The 24477-nt window shown below is 63.3% G+C and carries 21 protein-coding genes; 7 read left to right on the top strand and 14 right to left on the bottom strand.

The features are described from left to right. Positions 1–30 precede the first annotated feature (30 nt). Together BSP239C_RS14575 and BSP239C_RS14570 are read right to left on the bottom strand one after the other, a co-directional pair. Positions 31–753 (bottom strand): AAA family ATPase, encoded by a 723-nt coding sequence (locus tag BSP239C_RS14575; protein ID WP_101574083.1) that lies wholly within the window; start codon positions 751–753, stop codon positions 31–33. An 86-nt stretch (positions 754–839) separates the two neighbouring features. After that, the gene (locus BSP239C_RS14570; protein WP_101574082.1) at positions 840–1439 is read right to left on the bottom strand and encodes a LysE/ArgO family amino acid transporter; all 600 of its coding nucleotides are present in this window, start codon (positions 1437–1439) and stop codon (positions 840–842) included. A 69-nt stretch (positions 1440–1508) separates the two neighbouring features. Here BSP239C_RS14570 and BSP239C_RS14565 point away from each other — a divergent pair, with 69 nt between their 5' ends. After that, on the top strand, positions 1509–2444 hold the full coding sequence (locus tag BSP239C_RS14565) for an ArgP/LysG family DNA-binding transcriptional regulator (RefSeq protein WP_226831027.1): 936 nt from the start codon (positions 1509–1511) through the stop codon (positions 2442–2444). A gap of 21 nt (positions 2445–2465) precedes the next feature. Here BSP239C_RS14565 and BSP239C_RS14560 read toward each other — a convergent pair whose 3' ends face one another. Continuing rightward, on the bottom strand, positions 2466–3068 hold the full coding sequence (locus BSP239C_RS14560) for a TetR/AcrR family transcriptional regulator (protein ID WP_101574080.1): 603 nt from the start codon (positions 3066–3068) through the stop codon (positions 2466–2468). A 179-nt stretch (positions 3069–3247) separates the two neighbouring features. Between BSP239C_RS14560 and BSP239C_RS14555 the strand changes: the two genes are divergently transcribed. Further along, on the top strand, positions 3248–3727 hold the full coding sequence (locus BSP239C_RS14555) for a hypothetical protein (protein ID WP_101574079.1): 480 nt from the start codon (positions 3248–3250) through the stop codon (positions 3725–3727). Positions 3728–3800: 73 nt separating this feature from the next. Then, positions 3801–5924 (top strand): RecQ family ATP-dependent DNA helicase, encoded by a 2124-nt coding sequence (locus tag BSP239C_RS14550; protein WP_101574078.1) that lies wholly within the window; start codon positions 3801–3803, stop codon positions 5922–5924. A gap of 78 nt (positions 5925–6002) precedes the next feature. On the opposite strand, the gene BSP239C_RS14545 is transcribed toward BSP239C_RS14550, so the two are convergent. The 3 genes from BSP239C_RS14545 to BSP239C_RS14535 are packed head-to-tail and all read right to left on the bottom strand — an operon-like array spanning position 6003 to position 8077. Further along, complete coding sequence (locus BSP239C_RS14545) at positions 6003–6512, bottom strand: hypothetical protein (protein ID WP_219618912.1); 510 nt, start codon at positions 6510–6512, stop codon at positions 6003–6005. After that, complete coding sequence (locus BSP239C_RS14540; RefSeq protein ID WP_101574077.1) at positions 6509–7270, bottom strand: VOC family protein; 762 nt, start codon at positions 7268–7270, stop codon at positions 6509–6511. Before BSP239C_RS14540 ends, BSP239C_RS14545 begins: the two co-directional genes overlap by 4 nt. A gap of 33 nt (positions 7271–7303) precedes the next feature. Beyond that, positions 7304–8077 carry an isocitrate lyase/phosphoenolpyruvate mutase family protein gene (locus BSP239C_RS14535; protein WP_101574076.1) on the bottom strand — a complete coding sequence of 258 codons (774 nt, stop codon included), beginning with the start codon at positions 8075–8077 and terminating at the stop codon, positions 7304–7306. A gap of 160 nt (positions 8078–8237) precedes the next feature. On the opposite strand from BSP239C_RS14535, the gene BSP239C_RS14530 reads away from it, so the two are divergent. Together BSP239C_RS14530 and BSP239C_RS14525 are read left to right on the top strand one after the other, a co-directional pair. After that, positions 8238–9485 carry a glycosyltransferase gene (locus tag BSP239C_RS14530; protein WP_101574075.1) on the top strand — a complete coding sequence of 416 codons (1248 nt, stop codon included), beginning with the start codon at positions 8238–8240 and terminating at the stop codon, positions 9483–9485. Between the two features lie 8 nt (positions 9486–9493). Then, the gene (locus BSP239C_RS14525) at positions 9494–10102 is read left to right on the top strand and encodes a TetR/AcrR family transcriptional regulator (RefSeq protein WP_145997461.1); all 609 of its coding nucleotides are present in this window, start codon (positions 9494–9496) and stop codon (positions 10100–10102) included. 8 nt (positions 10103–10110) lie between these two features. On the opposite strand, the gene BSP239C_RS14520 is transcribed toward BSP239C_RS14525, so the two are convergent. Continuing rightward, positions 10111–11835, bottom strand: a complete 1725-nt coding sequence (locus BSP239C_RS14520; protein WP_101574073.1) for an amidase — start codon at positions 11833–11835, stop codon at positions 10111–10113. Positions 11836–12044: 209 nt separating this feature from the next. Between BSP239C_RS14520 and BSP239C_RS14515 the strand changes: the two genes are divergently transcribed. Then, a complete protein-coding gene (locus BSP239C_RS14515; protein ID WP_101574072.1) occupies positions 12045–12689 on the top strand; it encodes a helix-turn-helix domain-containing protein in 645 nt (214 codons plus the stop codon). Here the strand turns inward: BSP239C_RS14515 and narI are convergent. The 5 genes from narI to BSP239C_RS14490 are packed head-to-tail and all read right to left on the bottom strand — an operon-like array spanning position 12683 to position 21011. Continuing rightward, positions 12683–13414 (bottom strand): respiratory nitrate reductase subunit gamma, encoded by a 732-nt coding sequence (gene narI, locus BSP239C_RS14510; RefSeq protein WP_101574071.1) that lies wholly within the window; start codon positions 13412–13414, stop codon positions 12683–12685. The two genes, BSP239C_RS14515 and narI, sit on opposite strands and share 7 nt — an antisense overlap. Then, positions 13411–14286, bottom strand: coding sequence for a nitrate reductase molybdenum cofactor assembly chaperone (narJ, locus tag BSP239C_RS14505; RefSeq protein WP_101574070.1), 876 nt, complete (start codon positions 14284–14286; stop codon positions 13411–13413). The genes narI and narJ overlap by 4 nt, the downstream gene beginning before the upstream one ends. 1 nt (position 14287) lies before the next feature. Further along, a complete protein-coding gene (gene narH / locus BSP239C_RS14500; protein WP_101574069.1) occupies positions 14288–15940 on the bottom strand; it encodes a nitrate reductase subunit beta in 1653 nt (550 codons plus the stop codon). A gap of 29 nt (positions 15941–15969) precedes the next feature. Then, complete coding sequence (locus tag BSP239C_RS14495; RefSeq protein ID WP_101574068.1) at positions 15970–19770, bottom strand: nitrate reductase subunit alpha; 3801 nt, start codon at positions 19768–19770, stop codon at positions 15970–15972. Beyond that, positions 19767–21011: a nitrate/nitrite transporter gene (locus tag BSP239C_RS14490; protein WP_101574067.1), complete on the bottom strand. Its 1245-nt coding sequence runs from the start codon at positions 21009–21011 to the stop codon at positions 19767–19769. The genes BSP239C_RS14495 and BSP239C_RS14490 overlap by 4 nt, the downstream gene beginning before the upstream one ends. Positions 21012–21234: 223 nt before the next feature. On the opposite strand from BSP239C_RS14490, the gene BSP239C_RS14485 reads away from it, so the two are divergent. After that, complete coding sequence (locus BSP239C_RS14485) at positions 21235–22158, top strand: molybdenum cofactor guanylyltransferase (RefSeq protein ID WP_101574066.1); 924 nt, start codon at positions 21235–21237, stop codon at positions 22156–22158. On the opposite strand, the gene BSP239C_RS14480 is transcribed toward BSP239C_RS14485, so the two are convergent. Together BSP239C_RS14480 and BSP239C_RS14475 are read right to left on the bottom strand one after the other, a co-directional pair. Further along, on the bottom strand, positions 22139–22468 hold the full coding sequence (locus BSP239C_RS14480; RefSeq protein WP_101574065.1) for a hypothetical protein: 330 nt from the start codon (positions 22466–22468) through the stop codon (positions 22139–22141). The two genes, BSP239C_RS14485 and BSP239C_RS14480, sit on opposite strands and share 20 nt — an antisense overlap. Positions 22469–22617: 149 nt before the next feature. Beyond that, positions 22618–24273, bottom strand: a complete 1656-nt coding sequence (locus BSP239C_RS14475; protein WP_219618911.1) for an APC family permease — start codon at positions 24271–24273, stop codon at positions 22618–22620. Positions 24274–24477 lie beyond the last annotated feature (204 nt).

The raw sequence follows: 24477 nt of genomic DNA, 5'->3' as shown, positions 1-24477 counted from the left end.
GCGCACAGCCACCTCGGCGAGGGGCGACGGTCAGTCGTCATCGAAATATCGCAGGTACCGCTGGGGATCATCGAGGAAGCGTCTCCAATGGTCGACCATGTCGAGGCGATCCCAGGTGGATTCGCGCAATCCCCATTCGCCTACCTCAACGATTTTGGCACCCTCTGCATGTGCGAGGACGGGGGAGTGGGTGGCCATGATGGTCTGCAGCCCCGCGCGATCTCGCTGCCGGATGAGATGCAGCAAAGTCAGCGAGGCGGTGAAGGACAACGCGCTCTCCGGTTCGTCGAGGACCCACAGTCCCAGGCCCATGAACTTCCCCGTCAGCATCTCGATGAACATCTCACCATGCGACTGCTGTGAATAGTGATGCCCCCGAAAGGAGCCGATCTCCATCAGATAGGCCATGTTCTCGTGCATGGTCTCGGCGCGAAGGAAGAACGCGCCGCGCTTGGAAGCGGCTCCACGCACAATCTGCACATGTTCGCTCAGTTCAGGAACCTCCTCGGCGTGGTCGCGCACCTCCCATCCTGTGCCGCCACCGTGAGGGAGATCCAGGGCCGTGGCAAGTGCCTCGATGAGCGTTGATTTGCCCGAACCGTTTTCCCCGACGAAGACGGTCGTGCGCTCGAATTCGAACCCTTCCAGGAGATCCTCGACAGCAGGAAGCTCACGCAGCCATGGGCTGAGTTCTGGCGGCGAGTGCGCATGTTTGGTCACCGACCGCAACGGCAGATCTACCCGAGAATCCATGTCACCGACTGTAGCCCTCGGCACGGACATGGCACGCTGGACGCGACGCGGGGGAGGCAATTGCCAAGCCCCTCGGCACTTAGCCTCTACCCGAATGCAAGCCGAGCGGCCAGGGCCACCAGAACTACGGCGATGACGATGTCGAGGATCTGCCACACCCGCGGCCTGGCGAGGTAGCGCGAGAGACCACGGGCGCCGTAGCCGATGCCGAGGAACCATGTGAGAGACCCGAACATCGCCCCGATGGTGAACGGCAAGACACCGCCAGGTCCCTGTTGGTTCGCCAGGTTGCCGAGCATGACGACAGTATCGAGGTATACCCCGGGGTTCAGGAAGGTCAGCGCCAAAGTGGTGGCGATGATGGATTTCAGGCTGCGCTGATGTGTATCTGCGGTCAGCCCCGAAGCCTCGCGCGCTGACTTAAGGCTGCCCCACGCGTACCAGAGCAGATAGGCCACCCCTAGCCACCGCAGAATCTCCAGCGCCCACGGAGCCAGGAGAACGATCGCACCGATGCCTATAGTGCCCGATCCGATGAGTACGACGTCCGCGAGGATGCAGATGGTGAGCACCGCACCGAGGTGCTCACGCCGAATCCCCTGACGCAGGACGAGGGCGTTCTGTGGTCCGACGGCGATGATGAGCGACCAGCCCGCGAGGGTTCCGCTGATGAGATGAGTGAGCACTCGAAAAGACTATGACGCGCACAATGATAAGAAAAACAACAGAATCTTCATCTGATGCACAATTGCTTAATGAACATCGATCATGTCAAAACCCTGGCCGCCGTCGTCGACGAGGGCACGGTCGAAGGCGGAGCGTTCGTCCTCGGCGTCACGCCATCGGCGACGAGTCAGCGCATCCGCACTCTCGAGTCCCGCATCGGGCAGGTCCTCATCCGTCGCACGAACCCTATCACCGTCACCGAGGCTGGGGAGGCGGTGCTGAAATATGCGCGGGAGATTGAGCTCCTCGAGTCCGAAACCATGGATCGACTCCACGGTATCGACATCGACGCTCCCGACGGCATCGGTGCCGACGGGACCGTATCCAAGGGTGGACGACGCAGAGAACCGACGGTGCTGCGAATCGGAGTCAACGCCGATTCGCTCTCGACCTGGTTCCGACCGATCTTCGCCGAGGTGGCGAAATGGGATGACATCGTCATCCGAATCGAGGTCGCTGACCAGGGCAATGCCCTGCCGCTGCTGACGTCGGGGGAAGTGCTGGGCACCATCACCTCGGCAGCAGCAGGCGGCTACGGCACCCAGGTGCAGAAGCTCGGATCGATGCGCTATGTGGCAGTGGCCACGAAAGGGCTGCTCGCGAAGTACGGAGCCGACGTTGGCGCGGGATCATTCGCCGAGGTGGGTCTGGGATCCCTGCCCATGGTGAACTTCGGCAAGGACGATGACCTCCAATTCGACTTCCTCCGCCGGGCCGGAGTGACGACGATTCCGCCGATGTCGGTTGTACCCAGCTCCTGGGAATTCGCGGCCGCCGTCGAAGCCGGGGTCGGCTGGGGCCTGATCCCCAGCATGCAGCTGGGAGGTCTCAGTCGGGACCTAGTGCAGATCACCGCGCAGCCGAACATCGATGTGCCGTTGTACTGGCACCACTGGAACCTCGCCTCGGAGAAGCTCGGACGACTCACGCAGGCTCTCCAGCAGGCGGCGGCCCAGATGCGCTGAGCTACGGGCTGGGCAGTGCGCCTATCTTCGCGGATCGGGAGCGGGCGCGAGCACCTTTGAGATCAGCCACCTGAGGTGATCGAGCGCGGCATCGACGGTGACCCGTTCGGGGGTGACGATTGAGTGAAGGGCCAGCCCGTCGAGCATGGTGAACAAAGCAGTCGCCGATGGTGCCACCTCGGCGGGGTCGAGGTGACCTTCGCCGGCCAGGATCTCAAGCCAGCGATGCAGGCATGTGTAGGTGAAGTCGTGGCCGTACTCGAGCAGCCGTCGGGTCACCGCACGGCGTTCGGGGCCAAGCGCGCTGATGTGCATCGTGAGCCACAGTTCAAGCTGCATCTCACGGTGTTCGTGGTTAGGAAGGAACTGCGCGCAGCACTCAAAGAGCCGCTCGCCCGGATCCCGACTGGAATCGGTGATCGAGAAGTCCTTGACTGCCATGTCCATGGAGCCGCGAGTAATCGCCTCATGCAGATCAGCCTGGGTGGGGAAATAGTGGCGCAGCGTCGAGGCACCGATTCCGGCTTCCTTGGCGACCGCCCGCACGCTGAGGCTGGCCTGCCCAGGTGGAGCCTGCTCAGCCAGTCGGATCGCTGCAGAGATGATGTCATCGCGTTTGGACATTCGTACTCTCCTCAGTCTCGCAATCCGAATTCAGTCTCGCGCATCATTGTCGTCTTCTGTATAGTACAGCGTACTAGTACACTGTACTGCGTCGCCGAGTTCGTGTGTCGAGAATGACCAGGAGGCTCATGTGCAACGCGTCGACCGTGACTCCGTACCAATGAAAATGGAGCCTCAGAATGATCGAAAGCATCCAGAACTTCGCCGGGTCGATTCCGGACTGGCTGCAATGGGCGGGCATCATCCTCGTCTCTGCCGTCCCCTTCGTCGAATCCTATTTCGGCTCCGTCATCGGCGTCGCGATCGGTCTGCACCCGGTCGTCGCCATCCTCATGGCGATCATCGGCAATGTGGCCTCGATGCTCGCATTCGTCTACGGCGCCGGAGCGATCCGAGACAAGGCGACGAAGAACCGCGAGAAGGACGCCGAGCCCTCGCAGAAGCGCCAGCGACTCAAGCGCATGTTCGACAAGTTCGGGGTCCCCGGCGTTTCGCTCCTGGGACAGACCCTGTTGCCGTCGCAGATCACCTCGTCGGCCATGGTGGGCTTCGGCGCGAACCGCAACGCCGTAGCGTTCTGGCAGATCATCTCGATCGTCCTGTGGGGAGTGCTCTTCGGCGTGCTCGCCACCTTGGGAGTCAACCTCGCACTGAGGTGACGAGTCAGAGGTTGAAGGCGCGGTCGCGCGTACTCGATGGGCCCGCGTCAGTGGTGACACCTAGACTGGGCCCATGACCGAATCCACCCCGACCGCAACGACCATCGACGCCGACGAATTCGCCGTTCAGGCTCAACGTATCCTGGCCGAGCTCACCGCGAATCCCAACGCTGAGTTCCGAGATGGTCAGCTCGAATCGATTCGCGATCTCGTCGTGGAGAAGAAGCGAGTCCTCGTGGTCCAGCGCACCGGTTGGGGCAAGTCGGCCGTGTACTTCGTGGCAACCAGGATGCTTCGAACAGCAGGCACCGGTCCTAGCCTCATCATCTCGCCGCTGCTGGCTCTTATGCGCGACCAGATCGCCGCTGCCGAACGCGCCGGAGTTCGCGCAGCCAGCCTCAACTCTTCCAACGTCACCGAGTGGGACGCCGTCCTCGATGACCTCAGAGCCGGCAACCTCGACGTTCTGCTCGTCTCGCCCGAACGGCTGAATAACCCCCAGTTCCGCGACGAAGTCCTGCCACAGCTTCTCGCGTTCCTCGGCCTCATCGTCGTCGACGAGGCGCACTGCATCTCCGACTGGGGCCACGACTTCCGCCCCGACTACCGGCGCATCGGCCACATCCTGTCCGAACTGCCTGGCAACACCCCCGTCTTGGCCACGACAGCCACCGCCAACTCCCGCGTCGTCACCGATGTTGCCGAACAGCTCGGCCAAGACACCACAGTCGTCCGCGGCGAGCTTGCCCGTGACTCCCTGAGGTTGGGCGTCCTGCCGGGCCTCGACGCGAGTGGGCGTATCGCCTGGCTGACCTCCCACCTCGGCGATTTCACCGGCTCGGGAATCATCTACACGCTCACGGTCAGCGCCGCCGAGGACATCACAAGGATCCTGCGCGATCAAGGCCATGAGGTCCGTGCCTACACCGGCCGCACCGACTCGGAAGAGCGAGCCGAACTCGAACAGCGCCTCAAAGACAACCAGATCAAGGCACTCGTGGCCACCTCGGCGCTGGGAATGGGCTTCGACAAACCCGACCTCGGATTCGTCATCCACATCGGGGCTCCATCGTCTGCCGTCGCCTACTACCAGCAGGTTGGTCGCGCCGGCCGAGCAACGGACTCCGCCGATGTCCTGCTCCTGCCCGGTGCTGAAGACCAGGAGATCTGGAACTACTTCGCCACCGCATCGATGCCCAGCCAGTCCGATGCCAACGCCGTGCTTCAGGCCCTTGCCGAGGCGGACGGCCCCCTGTCCGTGGCCCGCTTGGAGACCCTTGTCGGCACCAAGCGAACCCGTCTTCAGCTGCTGCTGAAGACGCTGGAAGTCGAAGACGCCGTAACCAAGATCAAGGGCGGATACGTCTCGACAGGTCAAGGCTGGACCTACGACCAAGAGAGATACGAGAAGGTCGCGGCCGTGCGGGCGGCAGAAGCACAGGCGATGCTGGACTACGAGTCGACTCGTGAGTGCCGGATGGAGTTCCTCATTCGGCAGCTCGATGATCCGGAGCCCAAACCCTGTGGGCGCTGCGACAACTGTGCCGGAGTCTGGTGGTCGGCCGAGATTTCGGACGAGAGCAGACAGACCACGGCAGGGACTCTGCATCGCATTGGTCTGCCCGTCGATCCGCGCAGCACTTGGCCCAGTGGAATGGCCAATATCGGGGTTCCGCTCAAGGGCCGCATCCCAGCCGGAGAGCTGGCTGCCGAAGGACGGGCCATCGCACGACTCAGCGACCTGGGACAGGGGCAGACTCTGCGGTCGTTCCTTGCACCGGATGCTCCCGATGCCGAGGTCCCTGTGCAGATCGGCAAATGGTGCCTCGAGGTCCTGAGCCAGTGGGACTGGGACATCAGGCCCGAGGTTGTTGTGTCGGTACCGAGCGCGCGGAGGCCGACGACCGTGAGGTCGCTGGCGGCGAACCTGGCGTCTGCCGGCCGGCTCATCGACGGCGGTGAGCTGTTGCAGGTCCATGATCACGGTAGCCCGGAGGTCAACAGCGCCTTCCGGGTGAAGGATCTCTACGATGCATTCGTCGTTCCGCCCGAGGTCGAGGAATCGGTGGCCGGGAAGGCAGTGCTGCTCGTCGACGACGAGGTGGTCTCCCGCTGGACGATGGCGATCGGAGCACGACTGCTCAGGCAGGCGGGAGCCACCGCGGTGCTGCCGTTTGCTTTGGCGCTGCGCGGCTGACTCTGCGCGGCTGACTCTGCGCGGCTAACGCTGCGCGGCTGACACTGAGCAGCTGACGCCAAACAGGCAGTATCGGCATCAGCGTGCCGCATGCATGTCCTTGACCAGCCTCGGCGTCCGCCGACGACCGACCTCGGAGGCCCACTGTGTCCACGGATACGAGAGCCGCACGACAAAGTAGTTGATGTACTCGGCGACTCCGAACGCCCAGATGAGGATCACGATGACGGCTGCCAGTGGGGTTGCAGGAAAATTCGCAACCACTCCGATCAAGCCAGCGAGCAGAATGATCGGGTTGATGAATTTCAGCCCGCGGAACATCCTCGCCATCATGAATGGCATTCGACCTGGTGCGCTTCGTCCCTGATCGGAACCGTGCCACGACCGGGCCAGCAGCCAGTAGACACCTGCCTGAAGAAGAACGAACTCCAGCGGCACGAGTGCAAACCGCAATGCGGCGACTGCGCCAGCCGATGTGAGCTGCTCCTGCCAGGCGAAGGCGGCAGCCGCAAACACTGCGACCGCCGCCAGTTCGCCAAGGCCCAAACTCAGATACTGCTTGCGTATCCGAGAGAAGCGATCACTCACGGGTTCTGCTGGAGCTGGAAGGTCGCTCCTTCCGGATCGGTGACGGTGACGATGCGGCCATACGGTGAGTCTTCCGGATCGGCGAGCACCTTCCCGCCGAGCTCAGCCACTCGCGTTGCAGTAGCGTCGGCGTCTTCGACGTTGATGTAGTCACGCCAGAAGGACACCTGAGTCCATTCGCTGGCGTCGCAGATGCCGGCCACAGCATTGTCACCGGCTCCATGAGTCGAATACGGGAAGCCCTCCATCGCCACCAGCTCGAAGGAGAAGACGTTCCGGTAGAACTCGGTGGCGACTGGATAGTTCAGCGTCATGAGCTCGAACCACACCGGAGTCCCTGGTGTGAACGGAGCGTCGAAGCCGGTGAAGTCGCCCGGCTGCCACATGCCCACGCCGGCGCCGGTGGGATCGGTGATGACAGCCATTTGTCCCAGGGGTCCGACGGACATCGGCTCTGCGATGGGAGCTGCGCCTGCCGTAAGCGCCGCTGCGTAGGTGTTCGCGATGTCGTTGGTATGCAGATAGGTCGTCCACATCGCCGGGATCATCGGGTTCGGTGTGCCGTCCATGTTCATGGCGCGCATGGCTCCGCCGACCGTGGCACCGTCCTTCGTGATCATGTTGTAGTGGCCGAAGTCTGGTCCCTGATCTTCGAACTTCCACCCGAAGATCTCGGAGTAGAACTTCGTCGTGGACTCGAAATCGTGACAGGTGTAATCGATCCAGACAGGTTGTCCTTCGCGAAGATCCTCAGGCATTGCGTCTCCTCATCATTGCGGTTGGCATAGCTGTCAGTGCCAGTTTCGGGTGAACTTGGCGAAATAGTCGTACATTGCGGACTGCAGCAGGGGCCCGAAAGTCACACGCTTCACCCCGAACTCCTGCAGCTGCGAGAGATCGAGTTCGTCGGGCACGGCGCCTTTGACCGGATGAGCGGTGACATTGAGCGGCAGCCTCACCTGGGACAATATGGACTTGAGTGTGTCGGTGTTCGGCAACCTGACGGGATAGACGGAATCCGCACCCGACTCGGCGCACAGATTGAGGCGACGGATCGCCTCGGCGGTGGGATCCTCGAAATCATTGGGATTCTTGAAGACATCGGTGCGGGCGTTGATGACCACATGCACCCGTTGCGCGTCTGCGGCGCGACGCAGATCTCCGATGTACTCGGCATGTTCCTCAGCGCTGCGCATTCGTCCCTCGCTGTGGACGGTGTCCTCAATGTTGACACCCACCGCGCCGGCTTCGAGGAGTCCGGCGATGAGATCCGGTGCCGGGGTGTCGTAGCCGGATTCCAGATCGGCGCTGACCGGTACATCGACAGAGCCGCACACGCGGGCGATTCCCGCCAGCGCCTGGCTGAGGCTCATGGTCTCGCCGTCCGCGGAGCCCACGGAGTCGGCGAGAGGATGGGAGCCGATGCTCAGAGCCTCGAATCCGGCATTGACCATGGCCTGGGCTGACCAGGCATCCCACACTGTCGGCAGGACGATCGGGCGATCCTGATGATGGGCTTCGAGTAGAGCGGACGCGCGTTCAGCAAGAACAGAGAAATCGGTCATGTCCAACACTGTTCCACCGATTGCTGGCTACGATCCAGTAATCTGGCGATTTCACCCGAAGGTTTCAGACTTATTCATACAGTGATCGAGGCTCTGATATTCTTTAGTGAACAATGTACACAAAATAAGACTCCGGCGCGCGGACCGGTTGAGGAGGGTCATGAAGGTGCTCATTCTGGCCCCGGGTTCCTGGGGTGACGTTTCACCGGCGATCAGAATCGCTGTGGACCTCATTGCCGACGGGCACACGGTCACCATGGTCGTCCATGCCGACTATGCGGCGGCTGTGGAACGATCTGGGTGCGCCGCAGCACGATACACGGCTGCCCTCACGCCTCCTCCGTCCGCGGATGGAGACGCTGGCCCAGGTGTGCGGGGGTACCTCGATCATCTGCGCGGCTACATGATGGATCACGCTGAAGCCGCCCTCATGGCAGTACGCGCAGGTGCCATCGACGTAGTGCTCACCAATCCCATCTCGCCCTACGGCCACGACATCGCCGAAGCTCTCGGCATCCCATCGGCCGAAGCACTGCTCCAGCCCTCGACGCCGAGTCGAGCTTATCCGCCGATGATCGCTTCGGCGATCGACTTCGGGCCCCTTCTCAACCGTCCGATCGGACGGTTGGTGCAGAGATTACCCGCGCCCTACGTCCCTGCAGTGGCATGGGTTCGGGAACAGCTGGGCTTGCCTGCGAAGAAGTTCACCACAACCCTGAACGAACGAGCACGAGCCGCGGTGCCCGTCCACCATGGCATCAGCCCCGTCATTTTCTCGCGCCCGAGCGATTGGCCTCAGCACCTGAGCCTCGACGGCTTCTGGTGGCCGGTCGACGATGAAGAGTGGACCGCACCGACCGAGCTCGCAGACTTTCTCGCCAGCGGGGCCCCTCCCGTGCTCGTGACCATGGGCAGCGTTCCAGAGGGAAGCCGAGCCGCGGATGCGCTGTCAGAGTTCGTGTCGTCGACCCGCCATCGTGTCATCGTCCAGGGTGCGGCCGGGCCCATTCTCGCCGAGGCGGCTCCCGGCCGGGTTGTCACTGCGGGCCCGGTGCCCCACTCCTGGCTGCTGCCGCAGGTTGCGACCGCGATCCACCAAGCCGGTGCGGGAATCACCGCGGCCTGCCTGCGTGCCGGAATTCCGAGCGTCCCATTCCCTCAGCACACGGATCAGTTCTTCTGGGCGCGGACCGCCGCACGGCTCGGAGTCGCAACACCGGCATTGAGCAATCGCAGAGTGACTCCCAGCGGACTGCGCTCCAGCGTGGAGTCGGTGACCGGGTCGGGAAAGATGCTCCGAGCCGCGACTACGATTGCGAAGTCGCTGGAGCGATCCGAGCACGACCAGGGCGAGAGCACTCTGTCACTGCGACGCTGGATCGCCGAGCCTTTCACACCAAGGGCATGAGGGTGGCAGTGACTGAGGGAAAGGTCGGTAGGCCCGCTCGCCTGGACCGGGTGGGCATCGCACGAGCGGCCATCGCCTTGGCTGACCGGACGAGTCTGCCGCAGGTAACGATGCGGGCCCTGGCTGCAGAGATCGGGAGTGCGCCGGCCGCCCTCTATCGGCATGTCGACGACAGGAACGGACTCGTCGCTCTCATGATCGACGAGGTGCTGGCAGAACGGACCGCAGTTGAGGCAAAGGGTTCTTGGCGGGCCGATCTCTCCATATTCGCCGCCGGAATATTCGCTCTCCACCGCGCGCACCCCTGGCTGTCGACAGGGGCGCTGCCGGGGACGATGGGACCCGGCATCGCCGAGGTGATGGACGAGACCATCGGTCTGCTGGCCTCTCATCCGGCCCCGGCAGGACGAAAATACTCCGCCATCGCGGTGCTGCTCGAACTCGTCGCCGGCCATGCCCGAACAGCGGCACGACTCGAAGAGTCGGCAGCCGTCATCGTCGAAGATGCTGGCCGGTCAGGCTCGGTCTACGAGGCGGGCCACGGTGCTGACGAAGACTATGCGACTGCGGTGATCATCGCGGCAGTGGGCGGGATTCTCAACTCCGAGGACCTCTGAGCACTCACTCACAGCCTCGGCGTGCGCGGAGGCTCCTCGCGTCGACTACCGGTGGCTTCGAAGGCTGCGGCGAGTTCGATGAGCAACGTATCGTCCCAGCCGCGGCCTGAGATCGTGAGCCCGATGGGGATGCCGGTGTCAGACATCGTGCCCATGGGCACAGTTACCGAGGGGATGCCCAGATGCCGTGGCACCAGATTGCCGTTGGCAACCCAGGTGCCGTTGCGCCACCCAAGATCCGCTGAAGCCTCGTTGACATCCATATCGGCCGGGCCCACATCGGCCATTGCCGGGTAGACCACGGCGTCGAAGCCGTTGGCGTCCATCCATTCTTCAAGGTCGATACGGCGAGTCACCTCGAGGCCTCGAATGCCGTCTTCGAGATCGGGGATCTCCGTCACAGAGCCGTAGCCGTCCTCGCGCACCAGTCGCGGGTATTCGGCGATATCGTCGTCGAACCCTGTGAACCGATCGGGGAGGGCGCCGTCCGGGTGCGGGAAGATCTTCGTCCCGTCCACCTCGGCGAGGGTGGGCAGATTCGGATCACCGTTGGCAGCCAGGAAATCGTCCCAGGCCCAAGCGGAGAGGTCGTTGATCTCCCGATCGAGGAAGTCGGTGCTCACGATGCCGCGGGTCTTGATCGTCGGAGCACCGGGACGATCGCCCTCGTAGTTGCTCACCACTGGAAAGTCGGTTTCGATGACCTCAGCTCCGGCGGCCTCGAGGTCGCGACGGGCCTGTTCCCACGCTGAGATCACCGAGGCTCGAGTCTCGATCCGCTGTCCGGTGGGCCCGCCGATGCCGCCCTCGGGATTCGTGCCCGCCTCGGGGTCGGCGTTGATGTACATCTTCGGGATGCCGAAGCGCTTGCCTGCCAGTGTGGAGTGTGCCGAAGCGGCATCGCCGGGCAGCAGCGAGGCGTAGGAAGCGGGGCGAACCGTGGACGCGGCCGGGATCTCGACCCAAGGTTGGACCCGCCAGAAGTCACCGCGAGTCTCGGCGTCGTCGGCGACGATGACGTCGAGGACCTCGCACAGGTCGGCCATCGACCGGGTGTGGGGGACGACGACGTCCATCGTGGGCACGAGCGGCCAGTTGCCGCGCACCGAGATGACTCCGCGAGAAGGAGTGTAGGCGATGAGCGCGTTGTGTGAGGCCGGAGCCCGACCCGAGGACCACGTCTCCTCGCCGAGACCGAAGGCGGCGAAGCTCGCGGTTGTCGCGGTACCAGAGCCGTTGGAGGAACCCGAGCCGAAGGCGCTGGTCAGCCACTGCGCGCTATAGGGGCTTTCGGCTCGGCCGTAGAGTCCGCGCTGCATGCCGCCGTTGGCCATCGGGGGCATGTTGGTCAGACCGAGGCAGATGGCCCCGGCATCGCGGAGGCGCTCGATGGTGAAGGCGTCCTTCTGTGCGATGAGTTCGGCGAAGGCGGGGGAGCCCGCGGCCACGGTCAGTCCGGTGACCATGTAGCTGTCCTTCGCGGTGTACGGGATTCCGTCGAGAGGGCCCAGCGTCCGACCCCGGGCTCGTCGCTCATCGGAGGTGGCCGCCTCGGCGAGGGCATCCGGGTTGGATACGATCACGGAGTTGAGCCGGGTCTCAGTATCGGGGCCGTCGAATGCGGCGATGCGAGCCAGGTAGTCCTCGACCAGCCCCACCGAGGTGGTTGTCCCATCCTCGAGGGCCGCTCGCAGTGAGGCGATGGATGCTTCGACGACATCGAACTGTGGCATCTGTGTTCCTTCAGGCTGAGTCTGATCGGGAGTGGCAGAGATGATTCTACGTCACAGTTCAAGGCGGCTGGGGTCAGCGATGAAGGGCACCGTCTCACGATGCAAACGCTAGGTCTCAGCGTGGTCGTGTTCTCGGACGCTCTGTCCTACAACTCGTAGAATGGGGCCACAGTGGTTCTCACCTTGATCGATGGCGAGGAAGTGACGACATGCCCAGACGAGTGAACGATTATCGAGGCCTTGCCGAGGTCAGCAGGGTCCTGCTGTTGGGAGCTGTTCAGGAGCACCCGGGCAGCAGACTCAAGGAGCTGGCCGAGCATGTGCGTCTGCACAGCAACACAGCGAGAGACCACCTGCGAATTCTCGTCGAGGAAGGCCTCGTGAGTCTCGAACCGGAATCGACCGGAAGCCGGGGCAGACCGCCGATGGTTTACCGGCCCGTCGCTGATCCACAGACCAGCGCGGTCGCACGAGACCGGATCGAGCGTGCTCGGCAGCACCGTCGGATCCTGCACCGACTCGCCGGCGGTGTCGAGGCCCAGGAGCAGGCGAGCACGCAGTTCGACATTCTCTACGAGCATCTCGACGATTCTGGCATGGAACCGGTTGCCGATGCCGAAGAGAAGCAGATCTCGCTCGTGCCCTGTCCCCACTACCGGATGGTGGGCGAGGATCGGAAGGTGGCCTGCGGCATCCATGCCCGGCTGGTGCGCGATATCCTCGCCCAAGTGCCGGGACCGCTCGAGCTCGACGTCCTCATCCCGTACACCACGAAGGCCAGCTGCCAGATTCGTCTGCGTGAAGGGCGATGCGCGCCGACCGCTCCCGATGGCGCCCCAGGGACGGGTCAGTAGTCGATCTGCTCCCAGCCTCTCTGTGCAGGCTGCCTCTGCGCATCCTTCGACCGGTAGATGATGTATGGCCTGGTGATGTAGCCCAGCGGTGCGGCGAAGACATGGACCAGTCGGGTGAAGGGCCACAGAGCGAAGATGAGGATCGCTGAGAGCACGTGGACCTGGAAGCCGATCGGAGCCGCTGCCATGAGCGCGATGTCGGGCTGGAACATCCAGAACTGACGGAACCACACGGACACGCCCTCGCGATAGTCGTAGCCGCCGAGAGCTGAGTCGAAGATCGTCGAGTACACGCCGGCGAGGATGACGACGGCGAGCATGAGATACATGAGTTTGTCGAGGCGGGTCGTGGCTCCGAACACACGCCGGTTCGTCCGCCGGCGGTAGATGAGAAGCGCCAAGCCGCCGACGGTGGCGGCAGCGGCGCCGAGACCCACGGAGATCGCCATGAAATGGTACATGTGGTCGGTGACGCCGACCGCGGCAGTCCAGGACTTCGGAATCCCGAGACCGATGACATGTCCGAGGAAGACGAAGATGATCCCGTAGTGGAAGAGCGGGGAGCCGACCTTGAGCAGCTTCGACTCGTAGATCTGACTCGAGCGCGTCGTCCATCCGAAACGGTCCCGGCGGAAGCGCCAGATGTGTCCGAGCACGAACACCGCGAGCGCCATATAGGGGACTATCACCCACAGAAAAGTGTCGAGGACGGAAGGGGTGGTCATGATTGCACTCCTGTTACATCTGTGAGCGGGATGAACGTGGTCCCCGCCGGAGCGGCAGGAGGGGACGGAGCCATGGGCGCTGCGGGTGTTGAGCCCGGGAACGAGCTGCAGCCGGCTCCCACCGCCGCGGATCCCGGAGTCGCCATTGGCGGCGGTGGGGCAGCTGGCGGCGCGTCGTCACCGTATCCGCCGAGACCGTCAAGACCCACAGTCTCCTCCTCCGGGCCATCGGCGGCGAGGCGTCGGACAGCGTGGATGTCATCACCGTCCAAGGGAGGCAGGGTCGCACAGAGGGCGCGCAGCGCTCCGGCCCAGGGTGAATCGATCTCGCCCAGGTGCAGCCGCAGGAGCTCGACACCGGCTCGGTTGGCCAGGAGGATCTGCACGCCGGCGCGCAGATCGTGACCGGCGGCGAATTCGAGGACGCAGGTGAGATGATCAGGCAGCTGAGAATCATCCATGTCGAGACCGGCCTGACGATAGATGTCCTTGATCTCCAGCAGTGCGCGACCTCGCTTACGCGTGTCCCCATTCGTGAAATAGGTGAGGAACAGGCAGCCGCGACGTCTCGTATCGAAGGTCTCGACGTAGTCCGAACGCAGGTGGAAGACATCGGCGGCGCCGAGGTGGCCCGTCGTGGCCAGCAGCTCCCCGCGAATGCTGGTCGGCAGGTCCGCCTGGGCCAAGAGGACGTGGATCTGCGGGAGACGGGCCAGGAGCTCCTCGTCAGGGTAGTCGATGAGCCAGGAGACGATCGCGTAGATCGTGCGCAGTGCCTCCTCGTCGAGCCCGGGTGCGGTTTCGGCCCCGCCCTCGGCGTGGGCATGTGCCCGCTTCGTCCATTTTCGCAGGAACTGCAGTGGTCGATACATCTCAGGCTCCCTGTGGACTTCCGGAGGTGGGGAACATGCCGTCGGGGCGCCCGCGTCCGTTCCAGTTGAGGAGATTGAGCCGACCGGTCAGGCGGGCCCGGTCAGGACCCTCGGCGCTGCGTTCGGCCAGCGGATCGAGATCCCCGGAGGTGCCTGCGAACCCTGGATCCCCGGCGACATCGGGCATGTCCGACATTCCGGGGCCGCCTTCACTGTTGAGAGGGCATTCGGTGCCGATCCCCTCGAGGCTGTGCGCCCGCTCTGAGTGACCGGCCGGGATGACATAGCGTTCCTCATACTTCGCGATTGCGAGCAGGCGGTACATCTCCTCCATCGACTCCGGGGTCATGCCCACCGAGTGGGGGATGCGCACATCGGGTTCGACTCCCATATTGATGTCACGCATGAAGGCGCGCATCGCCGCCATCCGCCGCAGGACATCGGCGACGACATCGGTGTCTCCGGCGGTGAACAGGTTCGCAAGGTACTCGATCGGGATCCGCAGCTCGTCGATCGCGGCGAAGAGGTTGACCGCGTCCTCCCCGTCGTAGCCGGTGTCCTTGACGACGTCGACGACGGGTGAGAGCGGCGGAATGTACCAGACCATCGGCATCGTCCGGTATTCCGGATGCAGCGGCAGCGCCAGATCGTATTCCTTGATGAGTTTATACACCGGGGAGCGCTGGCCTGCCATGATCCAGTCATGGGGGATGCCTGCCCGCTCGGCGGCATCCATGACATTTGGATCGTTGGGGTCGAGGATGAGGTCCTTCTGCGCCGCGAACAGGTCCTTCTCATCGGGCACCGAAGCCGCCTCGGTGACTTTGTCCGCATCGTAGAAGACGAGGCCGATGTAGCGCAGTCGCCCCACGCAGGTCTCCGCGCACACGGTCGGTTCGCCGTTCTCGATGCGGGGGTAGCAGAACGTGCACTTCTCGGCCTTGCCGGTGACATGGTTGAAGTAGATCTTCTTATACGGGCAGCCCGAGATGCACATGCGCCAGCCGCGGCAGGAGTCCTGATCGACGAGGACGATGCCGTCCTCCTCGCGCTTGTAGATCGCACCGGACGGGCAGGAGGCGACGCAGGAAGGGTTGAGGCAGTGCTCACAGATCCGCGGGAGGTAGAACATGAAGGTCTCTTCGAACTCGAGTTTGACCTTGTCGGAGATGGACCTGAGCATCGGATCGAGATCCGGATTGGCGTAGGTCCCACCGAGATCGTCATCCCAGTTGCCTGACCACTTGATGTCGAGGCGCTCCCCGGTGAGCAGAGACTTCGGGGGAGCCGTGGGGATGTTCTTCTGCTCAGGGGAGGAGAGCAGATTGTCGTATTCGTAACTCCACGGTTCGTAGTAGTCCTCGATGCCCGGCAGCTTAGGGTTCGAGAAGATGCTGGCGAGCTTCTTGAGCTTGCCACCTGCCTTGAGCTTGAGCCGACCGTTCTTACTCAGGGCCCACCCGCCCTGCCACTTCTCCTGATCTTCGTAGCCGCGAGGATAGCCCTGCCCGGGCCGGGTCTCGACATTGTTGAACCACACGTATTCCGTGCCCTTGCGGTTCGTCCATGCCTGCTTGCACGTGACAGAGCACGTGTGGCAGCCGATGCACTTGTCAAGGTTCATCACCATCGCCATCTGCGCCATGACTCTCATCGCTCATGCCTCCTGTTTCGTGGTTCTGCTCAGTATTCGACGGTCTGATTGGTCCGGCGCCTGATCACGGTCACCTCATCGCGTTGGTTTCCGGTCGGACCGTAGTAGTTGAAGGCGAATGACAGCTGCCCATAGCCACCGACGAGGTGGGTCGGCTTGATCATGATCCGCGTCAGCGAGTTGTGGATGCCACCGCGCTGACCCGTCGTCTCTGTCAGGGGGACATTGACGGTCCGCTCCTGCGCGTGGTGCATGAACGCCGTTCCCTTCGGCATCCGGTGTGAGACCACGGCCCGGGCGGCGACGACGCCGTTGCGGTTGATCGCCTCGATCCAGTCATTGTCGGCAATACCCACGGCCTCGGCGTCCTCAACGCTCATCCAGATCGTCTGCCCGCCGCGACCCAGGCTCATCATGAAGAAGTTCTCCTGGTACATCGAGTGGATCGCCCACTTGTTGTGCGGGGTCAGATAGCGAACTGAGATCGACGTGCCGTCGGACTCTCCGACCTGCGGTTCCCCGAACAATGCGTTCATGTCCAGAGGAGGACGGAAGGCCGGCAGAGAATCTCCCATCTCGATGAACCAGTCGTGGTCGATGTAGAACTGGTAGCGCCCGGTCAGAGTGTGCCAGGGTTTGAGCCGCTCGACGTTGATCGTAAACGGCGAGTACCGCCGACCCCCGGATTCCGAACCGGACCACTCGGGAGAGGTGATGACCGGTACCGGTGCAGCCTTGGCATCGTCGAAGGAGACTTGCTTGCCCTCGTGCTCGGCGGCCAGGTCCGCGAGCTCCATACCCGTGCGTCTCTCCAGGGTGGTGAATCCCTCGGTGGCCATCACGCCGTTCGTCGTCCCGGACAGCCCGAGGATGAAGTCCGCGGCCTGCCGGTCGGTGACCAGCAGGGGCTGCCCCTTGCCCACGCCCTTCTTCGCCACACCGTTGAGCCGGCGCAGCCGCTCGACGTGGTGGTCGACGTCGTAGCGGATGCCGCGGGAGTTCATCCCCTGAGATTCGAGGAGGGGACCGATCGTCGTGTATTGGTCATAGATGGCCGTGTAGTCGCGTTCGACCTCGACGAGTTTGGGCATCGTCACCCCGGGGACCGGCTCGCATTCGCCGAATTTCCAGTCTTTGACGCGCCCATGCGGGGTGTTGAGCGCATCGGGGCTGTCGTGTTGGAGGGGAACGGCGACAACGTCCTTGCAGGTGCCCAGGTGGGTGCGTGCGAGTTCAGAGAACTTCTCCGCGATCGCCGCCCAGGTATCCCAGTCGTTGCGCGATTGCCAGGGGGTGGAGATCGCCGGGTTGAACGTGTTCACGAACGGGTGCATATCGGTCGTCGACAGGTCGTGCTTCTCATACCAGGTTGCGGCCGGGAAGATGACATCGGAATGCAGAGTCGTCGTCGTCATCCTGAAGTCGAGCGTGAGCAGCAGGTCGATCTTGCCTTCTGGAGCCTCCTCCCGCCACGTCACGTCCCGGGGACGCAGGTGCTCCGGCGTCTCTTCGGCGCTGGCCGAATTGTCCACGCCGAGGAGGTGCTTGAGGAAGTACTGATCCCCCTTCGCCGAGGAACCGAGGGTGTTCGCACGCCACATCGACCAGATTCGCGGGTAGTTGTTCTGCGCATCGGGATCCTCGGCAGCGAATTTGAGACTGCCGTCTTTGAGCCGGTCGACGATGTGATCAGCGCTCGATTGACCAGCCGCCGCAGCCGCCTCGGCGAGGTCCAGGGGATTGGCGTCGAAGGTCGGGTAGTAGGGCTGCCAGCCGAGCCGGGCGGACTGGGCCACCGCATCGGCGGTGGACATACCCGAGAACTTGCCCTGTCCGGCCCGGGCCGAGAGCATGTCGGCGCCGAACTGATCGTAGCGCCACTGGTCGGAGTGCATGTACCAGTACGTCGTCTGCGTCATCTGCCGCGGCGGACGCACCCAGTCGAGCGCATTCGCCAGGTGCAGCCAACCGGTGAAGGGTCGGATCTTCTCCTGCCCGACGTAGTGGGCCCATCCGCCGCCGTTGACACCCTGAGTTCCGCAGAGGGTGGTCAGGGTGAGAAACGTGCGGTACGTCTGGTCCGAGTGGAACCAATGGTTCGTGCCCGCCCCCATGATGATCATCGAACGACCCTTGGAGTCGCGGGCATTGGCCGCGAACTCGCGGGCGATCCGGGCCGCCGCCTGCCAGGGGACACCCGTGATGGCCTCTTGCCAAGCCGGGGTGTGCGGGCTGGACGCGTCCTCATAGCTCTCAGGCCACTGTCCCGGCAGGCCCTCACGGGCAACACCGTATTCGGCCAGCAGCAGGTCGAAGACCGTCGTCACGACGCGCTCGCCGAGGCGACGGACCGGGACACCACGGACCACATCGTCGATCTGACCTTGAGTGGCGGTGTCGAAACGGGGGAGGGTGATCTCAACTGCCTCGGCGGCGGTGCTGTGCGGGGTCGAAATGTCGCCGGCATCGTTCGTCGTCGCACCGGCCTCGCGGATCGACAAGGCCGGGTCGATCTCGCCGAGATCGAGGTTCCACTTGCCCTCACCATCGGCCGCGAAGCGGTGCCCCAGCGTCCCATTGGGGATGGCGGGAGCATTGGTGCGCAGGTCCCAGACGGCGGGTTTGAAATCGGCGTTCTCCGTGTCTGCTTCGGCGGTGAAACTCGAACCGAGGTCCGTAGCGGTGACGAAACGTCCGGGGCGGTAGGTCCCGTCTGCGGCCGCTTCGAGTTCGACGATGAAGGGCAGATCTGTGTATCTGCGCACGTAGGAGTCGAAGTACTCGGTCGTGGCGTCGACGAAGAACTCCTTGAGGATGACGTGACCCATCGACATGGCCAGAGCGCCGTCGGTGCCGGTGGCAGGGGCGAGCCACTCGTCGGCGAACTTCACATTCTCCGCGTAGTCGGGGGCGATCGAGATGACCTTCTGCCCGTGATAGCGCGCCTCGGCCATCCAGTGGGCATCCGGGGTCCGGGTCAGGGGTACGTTCGAACCCCACATCATGAGGTACGAGGAGTTCCACCAATCACCGGATTCGGGGACATCGGTCTGGTCGCCGAAGACCTGTGGTGAGGCGGGCGGCAGGTCGGCGTACCAGTCGTAGAAGGAGAGCATGGAACCGCCGATGAGCTGGTGGAAGCGGGCGCCGGAGGAGAACGACACCGGGCTCATCGCGGGGATCGGGGAGAAGCCTGTGGTGCGGTCGGGGCCGAGGTATTTCACGGTGTAGACGTAGGCGGCGGCGGCGATCTCCACGGCCTCGGTCCAGGTGGCGCGCACCAGTCCGCCCTTGCCGCGCACCGACTTGTACCGGCGGGCCTTGACTGGGTCTTCGACGATCGACTTCCAGGCCATCGCCGGGTCATGGCCGTTGGCGGCCTTGGCCTCACGGAACAGGCGCAGCAGGGCACCGCGGACGTAGGGGTAGCGCACACGTGTGGGGGAGTAGGTGTACCAGGAGAATGAGGCTCCCCGTGGGCAGCCACGGGGCTCGTATTCGGGCATGTCCGGGCCTGCACTCGGATAGTCGGTGGCTTGGGACTCCCAGGTGATCAGTCCGTCCTTGACGTAGACGTGCCAGGAGCACGAACCCGTGCAGTTGACGCCGTGGGTCGAACGGACGACTTTGTCATGCGACCAGCGGTTGCGATAGAAGGAGTCGCCCTGACGCCCGCCTTCGAGGTGGAGCTCGCGTTTGTCCTCGGAGACCTTTGCTCGTGGGGTGAAGAACTTGCGGCTGCCGATGAGCGCGTCCATGAGCGAATTATGCGTGCCGGGAGTGGAGCTGCCGGGGAGTGGGGACGAGGGTTCGGATGATTGGGTCGTCATTGTGCTGCCTCCGTGTCTGTGATGCGCTGCTTCGCTTCGCGGCCCACCCAGAGTGTGATGAGCAGAGCGATGATTGTGGTTCCTCCGAGGAGGATGAGTCCGATGGAATAGCTGCCCAGGGCCGACCACAGCGAGCCGAGCAGCAGGGGCGGGACGAATCCGCCGAGGCCGCCGGCGGCACCGACGAAACCGGTGATCGAGCCGATCTTCGCAGGGTCGGAATGCTGTGCGATGAGGGCGAAGGTCGCTCCGGCACCCATGCCCAATGCCGCGGACATGAGAATGAAGGCTGAGGTATAGACGATGAAGTGCTCGGGGTCGAAGGCCAAGACCAAGGCGCAGATGAGAATGAGCACATAGCTGATGCTGAGGATGGCGATGGCGCCGAATTTGTCGGACAGCCCGCCTCCGATGGGACGGAGCACGACCGCGACGAGGACGAATCCGGCCATGCGCAGCGAGGCATCAGCGGGGTCCAGTCCGTAGCTGTTGTGGAGCATCGTGGGCAGGTAGACGGAGAACGCGACGTAGCCGCCGAAGGTCAGGGCGTAGAGATAGCAGGCCTGCCAGGTGAGGCGGATCCGCATGGTCTGGGCCGTCGTTTCCGCGAGGCTCTGGCGCGACGGCGTCCAATCGGGAGGGTTGCGCATGATGGTGTAGGCGACGACGGCGTAGATGAGCAGGACTCCGGCGGCGAGCACGAATGGCAGTTTGGGCCAGATGTCATGGAGCGGCACCGTGGCGAAAGCGGCGATGGCGGTGCCGCCCATGCCGATCCCGTAGACGCCGATTGCGAATCCGCGGCGCTGCGGGGGGAACCAGCGATTGACGTAGGGGACGCCGACGGCGAAGCTCGTACCCGCCACGCCCAGGAACAGGCCCCCGACGAGGAGGGCCGGGTAGGTGTACTGACCGATGAACCCGACGAACAGCACTGGGATCACGGTCACGATGGCGATGAACGGCATCATGAATCGCCCGCCGAGGCGGTCGGTGAGCGAGCCGACTATGATCCGTCCAAGCGATCCCACGAGGACCGGCACAGCCACGAGGAGAGCGGAGTTGTCAGTGAAGCCCTCCTCGACGAAATGCGGCCCGAGCGGGCTGATCAGCGACCAGGCCCAGAAAGTGACCATGAAGCCGAGTGTCGCGAAGATCAGTGCCTTCGTCCTCTGACCACCCGAAACAACATGAGACGCGGTACTGGGACGCGCGGCATCGGGCATCTGCGTTGGTGACATCCCCGGCCTCCTGAGTGAACTGATCTGATTGTTAGTCTCGATATGACCAGAGTTCGCAGGAATAGGGAACAGTTTCGACCGTGTTTAATCCGAACCCTGTCAAAGAGCGTGGTGGCACGATGGTTCGGAGAGTCGGTGAGAACCGCAGATATGGTCACAATCCGATATACGGAAAAGAATCATGCTCGATTCTACGAATCGTAGAAAAGCGTATGATCGGACCATGGCGAACACGGTTATAGTTCTCAGTGGTGGCCGATCCCGTCGCTTCGGCGGGGTCCATAAGCCTGGCGTCCTCCTCGGCGAGCGATCGGTGATCTCGCGGATCATCGCGACCGTGCGCTCGGCGGTGCCCGATGCGAAGATCTGGCTGGCAGGTCCGGCCGAGGGGCTCTCGCAGGCCGAGCAGGCTGAGGTGTACACGGTCCGTGAGGAACCGATTTTCTCTGGTCCTCTGGCCGGAATCGATGCCGGCGTGCGCGCCGTCAGAGACCAGCACGAACAGAGGCAGAGTGGTGCCTCACAGCGTAGCCGTGAGGCTTCCGACGTCACCCTCATCCTGGCCGGTGACATGCCGCTGGTCAGTGAGGATCATCTGCAAGCGCTCATCGCCTCGTGCCGGGAGACCGAGAAGCCTGCGGCCGGTGTCGACGACAGAGGAAAGCTTCAGTTCCTGTGTGCGGCGTGGCCGACAGGGTTGCTGCGTTCACGACTGGCCGATATCGGCGACACACGCGACAAAGCGGTCAAGCTGCTCTTCCGCGGGGTTGAAGTGACCTCAGTGGAGGTCGATCCCGGGACGATCGTCGACTTCGACACGCCGGAAGAGTTCGAGCAGATCTCTGCCGAGGTCTCCGCTGCTGACGAGGGCCCTGCTGGCAATGGCTCTGCAGCCGATAGAGTTCGGCCGGTACCTGCGGAGGTCCTGCAGATCCGGGATTATGCGGAGTCTGAGATAGACGATGGCGAGGTTGCCGCGATCCTCGAGTTCGCTTCGAGGATCAAACATTCGCAGTCGTCCTTGAGCCCGGTCCTCGCTGCGTTCCTCGCCGGCAGGGTACATGCCGGAGGCTCAGCCGGTGCTCCGACGTCCGTCGAGGAGTCGCTGCGGAAGGTCGAGGAGGTCCTCACTCGTCGCAGCGACTGAGTGCGGCGATGACGTCCTCGACGCGCGCACAGGCACTGGCCGCCGTTTTAGTTTGTGCGTCTGAACGGGATCCGGCGAGGAAAGCACCGAAGGGGGCGGCCGCGCGTGAGCCTATAGTCGCCGCCCAGGTCGAACTGGAGTCCAGAAGCGTTGTGACCAGCCCCGAGGCATCCGACTCGATGTCAGCTTCATCATTTGGCACAGTGCTGGGTGTGCCGCTTTGGGGCAGACTGATCCCCAGCGCCTGAGCGGCGGCGAACAGTTCCTCTGCCATCAAGGCAAGTCGCTCGGGTGAGTAATCCGTGGCCATGTCTCCTCCTTGGTGACTGACCATAGTTCATGCCCGAGCGGCCGTGCGGTGATTTCGACCGTGACTATTCGATACCCACGGCATCACCCCGACGGCAAAGTTCGCCGAGGTGATGCCACGGGTGTGCGGTTCGGGAAGCAGACGTGGACTCAGTCGTCCACGCGCTGAGTCTGCTCGATGGCTTCGACCGACTCCTCTGGGGTCAGTCGGCAGCTGATGCCGACGTAGAAGACGATGACCGAGAAGATCACAGTGACGATCTCACCCCAGACGAAGCCCATGATGTCGAGTCCGCCGCCGTAATGGCCGATGAGGCTGAGAAGGACCAGGCCGACCATCCACAGGATCATCCACCAGCCGGAGCGCATCTTCAGGTCCGGCAGGCGAGCCTTGTCCTTGGCGAAGATGTGGTGGAGGATCATGACGACGTAACCGATCGCGACGGCGAGGAAGAGCTTCCAGTTCGTTTCCCATCCTGTCCAGTAGACGATGAGGTTCGCGCAGATGAAGCCGATGATGGGCAGCACGTCGTTGCCAGGCAGTTTGAACGGACGTTCCTGCTCAGGCAGCTGACGCCGCAGCGCGGCGACGACCACCGGGCCCGTGGCGAATGAGAGTACGGTGCCGGAGGTGATGAATCCGACCAGTTTCGCCCATGAGGGGAAGGGCAGGAACATGATGCAGGAGACGATGAAGACGACGAGCAGTGAGATCCAGGGGACGCCGTGCTTGTTGAGCTTGGCCAGGGCGCGTGGGGCGTTGCCGACCTTCGCCTGTGAATAGGACAGGCGAGGAGCCAGCGCGGTGTAGATCAGGCCGGTGTCAGCGGGGGAGACGATCGCATCACCGTAGAGGATGACTGCCAGCCATACGGCGCCCAGCAGCAGGGAGATCTCAGCCAGAGGACCCGCATCGTTGGTGAAGGCCAGTTTCGCCCAACCACCGTCGAGGAGGTCCGAGGGCAGTGCGCCGATGAAGGCCGCCTGCAGTGCGATGTAGATGACGCCGGTGACGAGGATCGATCCGATGACTGCGAAGGGGACATTCTTCTGCGGGTTCGTCGTCTCACCGGCGAACTCGACGCCTTGACGGAAACCGAGGTAGGAGAAGACGATGCCGGCAGCAGGCAGGGCTGCGAAGATCGGTCCGATTCCGTTGGGTGCGAATCCGCCGAACTGCTGGCTCGCGAAGTGACCGGGGTTGAACGAGAGAGCGAAGAACACGACGATGACCAGCAGGATGACGGCGAGCTTCCACCACACGAGGACGTTGTTGAACCGAGCGAAGAGCTGGACTCCGTAGAGATTGATGAAGCTGAAGACCAGCATCAGAGCAATGCTCACCGCAATGCCCGGGCCTGTGAGGACGGCGACGTCATCGACGGTGTGCATCAGCCAGGGAAGGTAGCTCGACGCGTACTGAACGGCGGCCATGACCTCGATGGGCACGGTCGCCGCCACAGACAGCCAGGTGATCCACCCGCTGGTGAAGCTGGCGAATGAGCCGAAGGAGAAGTGGGGGAAGCGAATGACGCCACCGGCGACGGGGAACATCACGCCGAGCTCCGCATAGTTCAGCGCCACGAAGATCATCATGACGGCGCCGAGCGCCCAGGAGATGAGTGATGCCGGACCGACCATCACGGAGGCGTTGAACGCGCCGAAGAGCCAACCGGAGCCGATGATCGAACCGACGCCGGTGAATAGGAGACCGATTTTTCCGATGTCTCTCTTGAGCCCCTTATCGGCCCGGACTTCGACCTTCGTTGGTCGTCCGGACGCCGGGGGAATGATTGTGGACATCATTGCCCTTTCAATTGTGTAAATAGCTTTCAACTTTTGAAGTTTCTCTCCTGGAGTGGGTGATGTCAATCACGTTGATAGTGATTTCCGGCCCTCGGGGGCGCGCATATATACCGCATGTGACCTGGGTCGATAGTCAGGCTTTCGAACAACGACAAGATATCGCGTCGAATGGATCCAATGCCGAAACAGGCTTCGCTATAGAGC

This window comes from Brevibacterium sp. 239c, from assembly GCF_900169365.1.
GTDB lineage: Bacteria > Actinomycetota > Actinomycetes > Actinomycetales > Brevibacteriaceae > Brevibacterium.
This window is presented reverse-complemented; position numbering and strand designations above follow the sequence as displayed.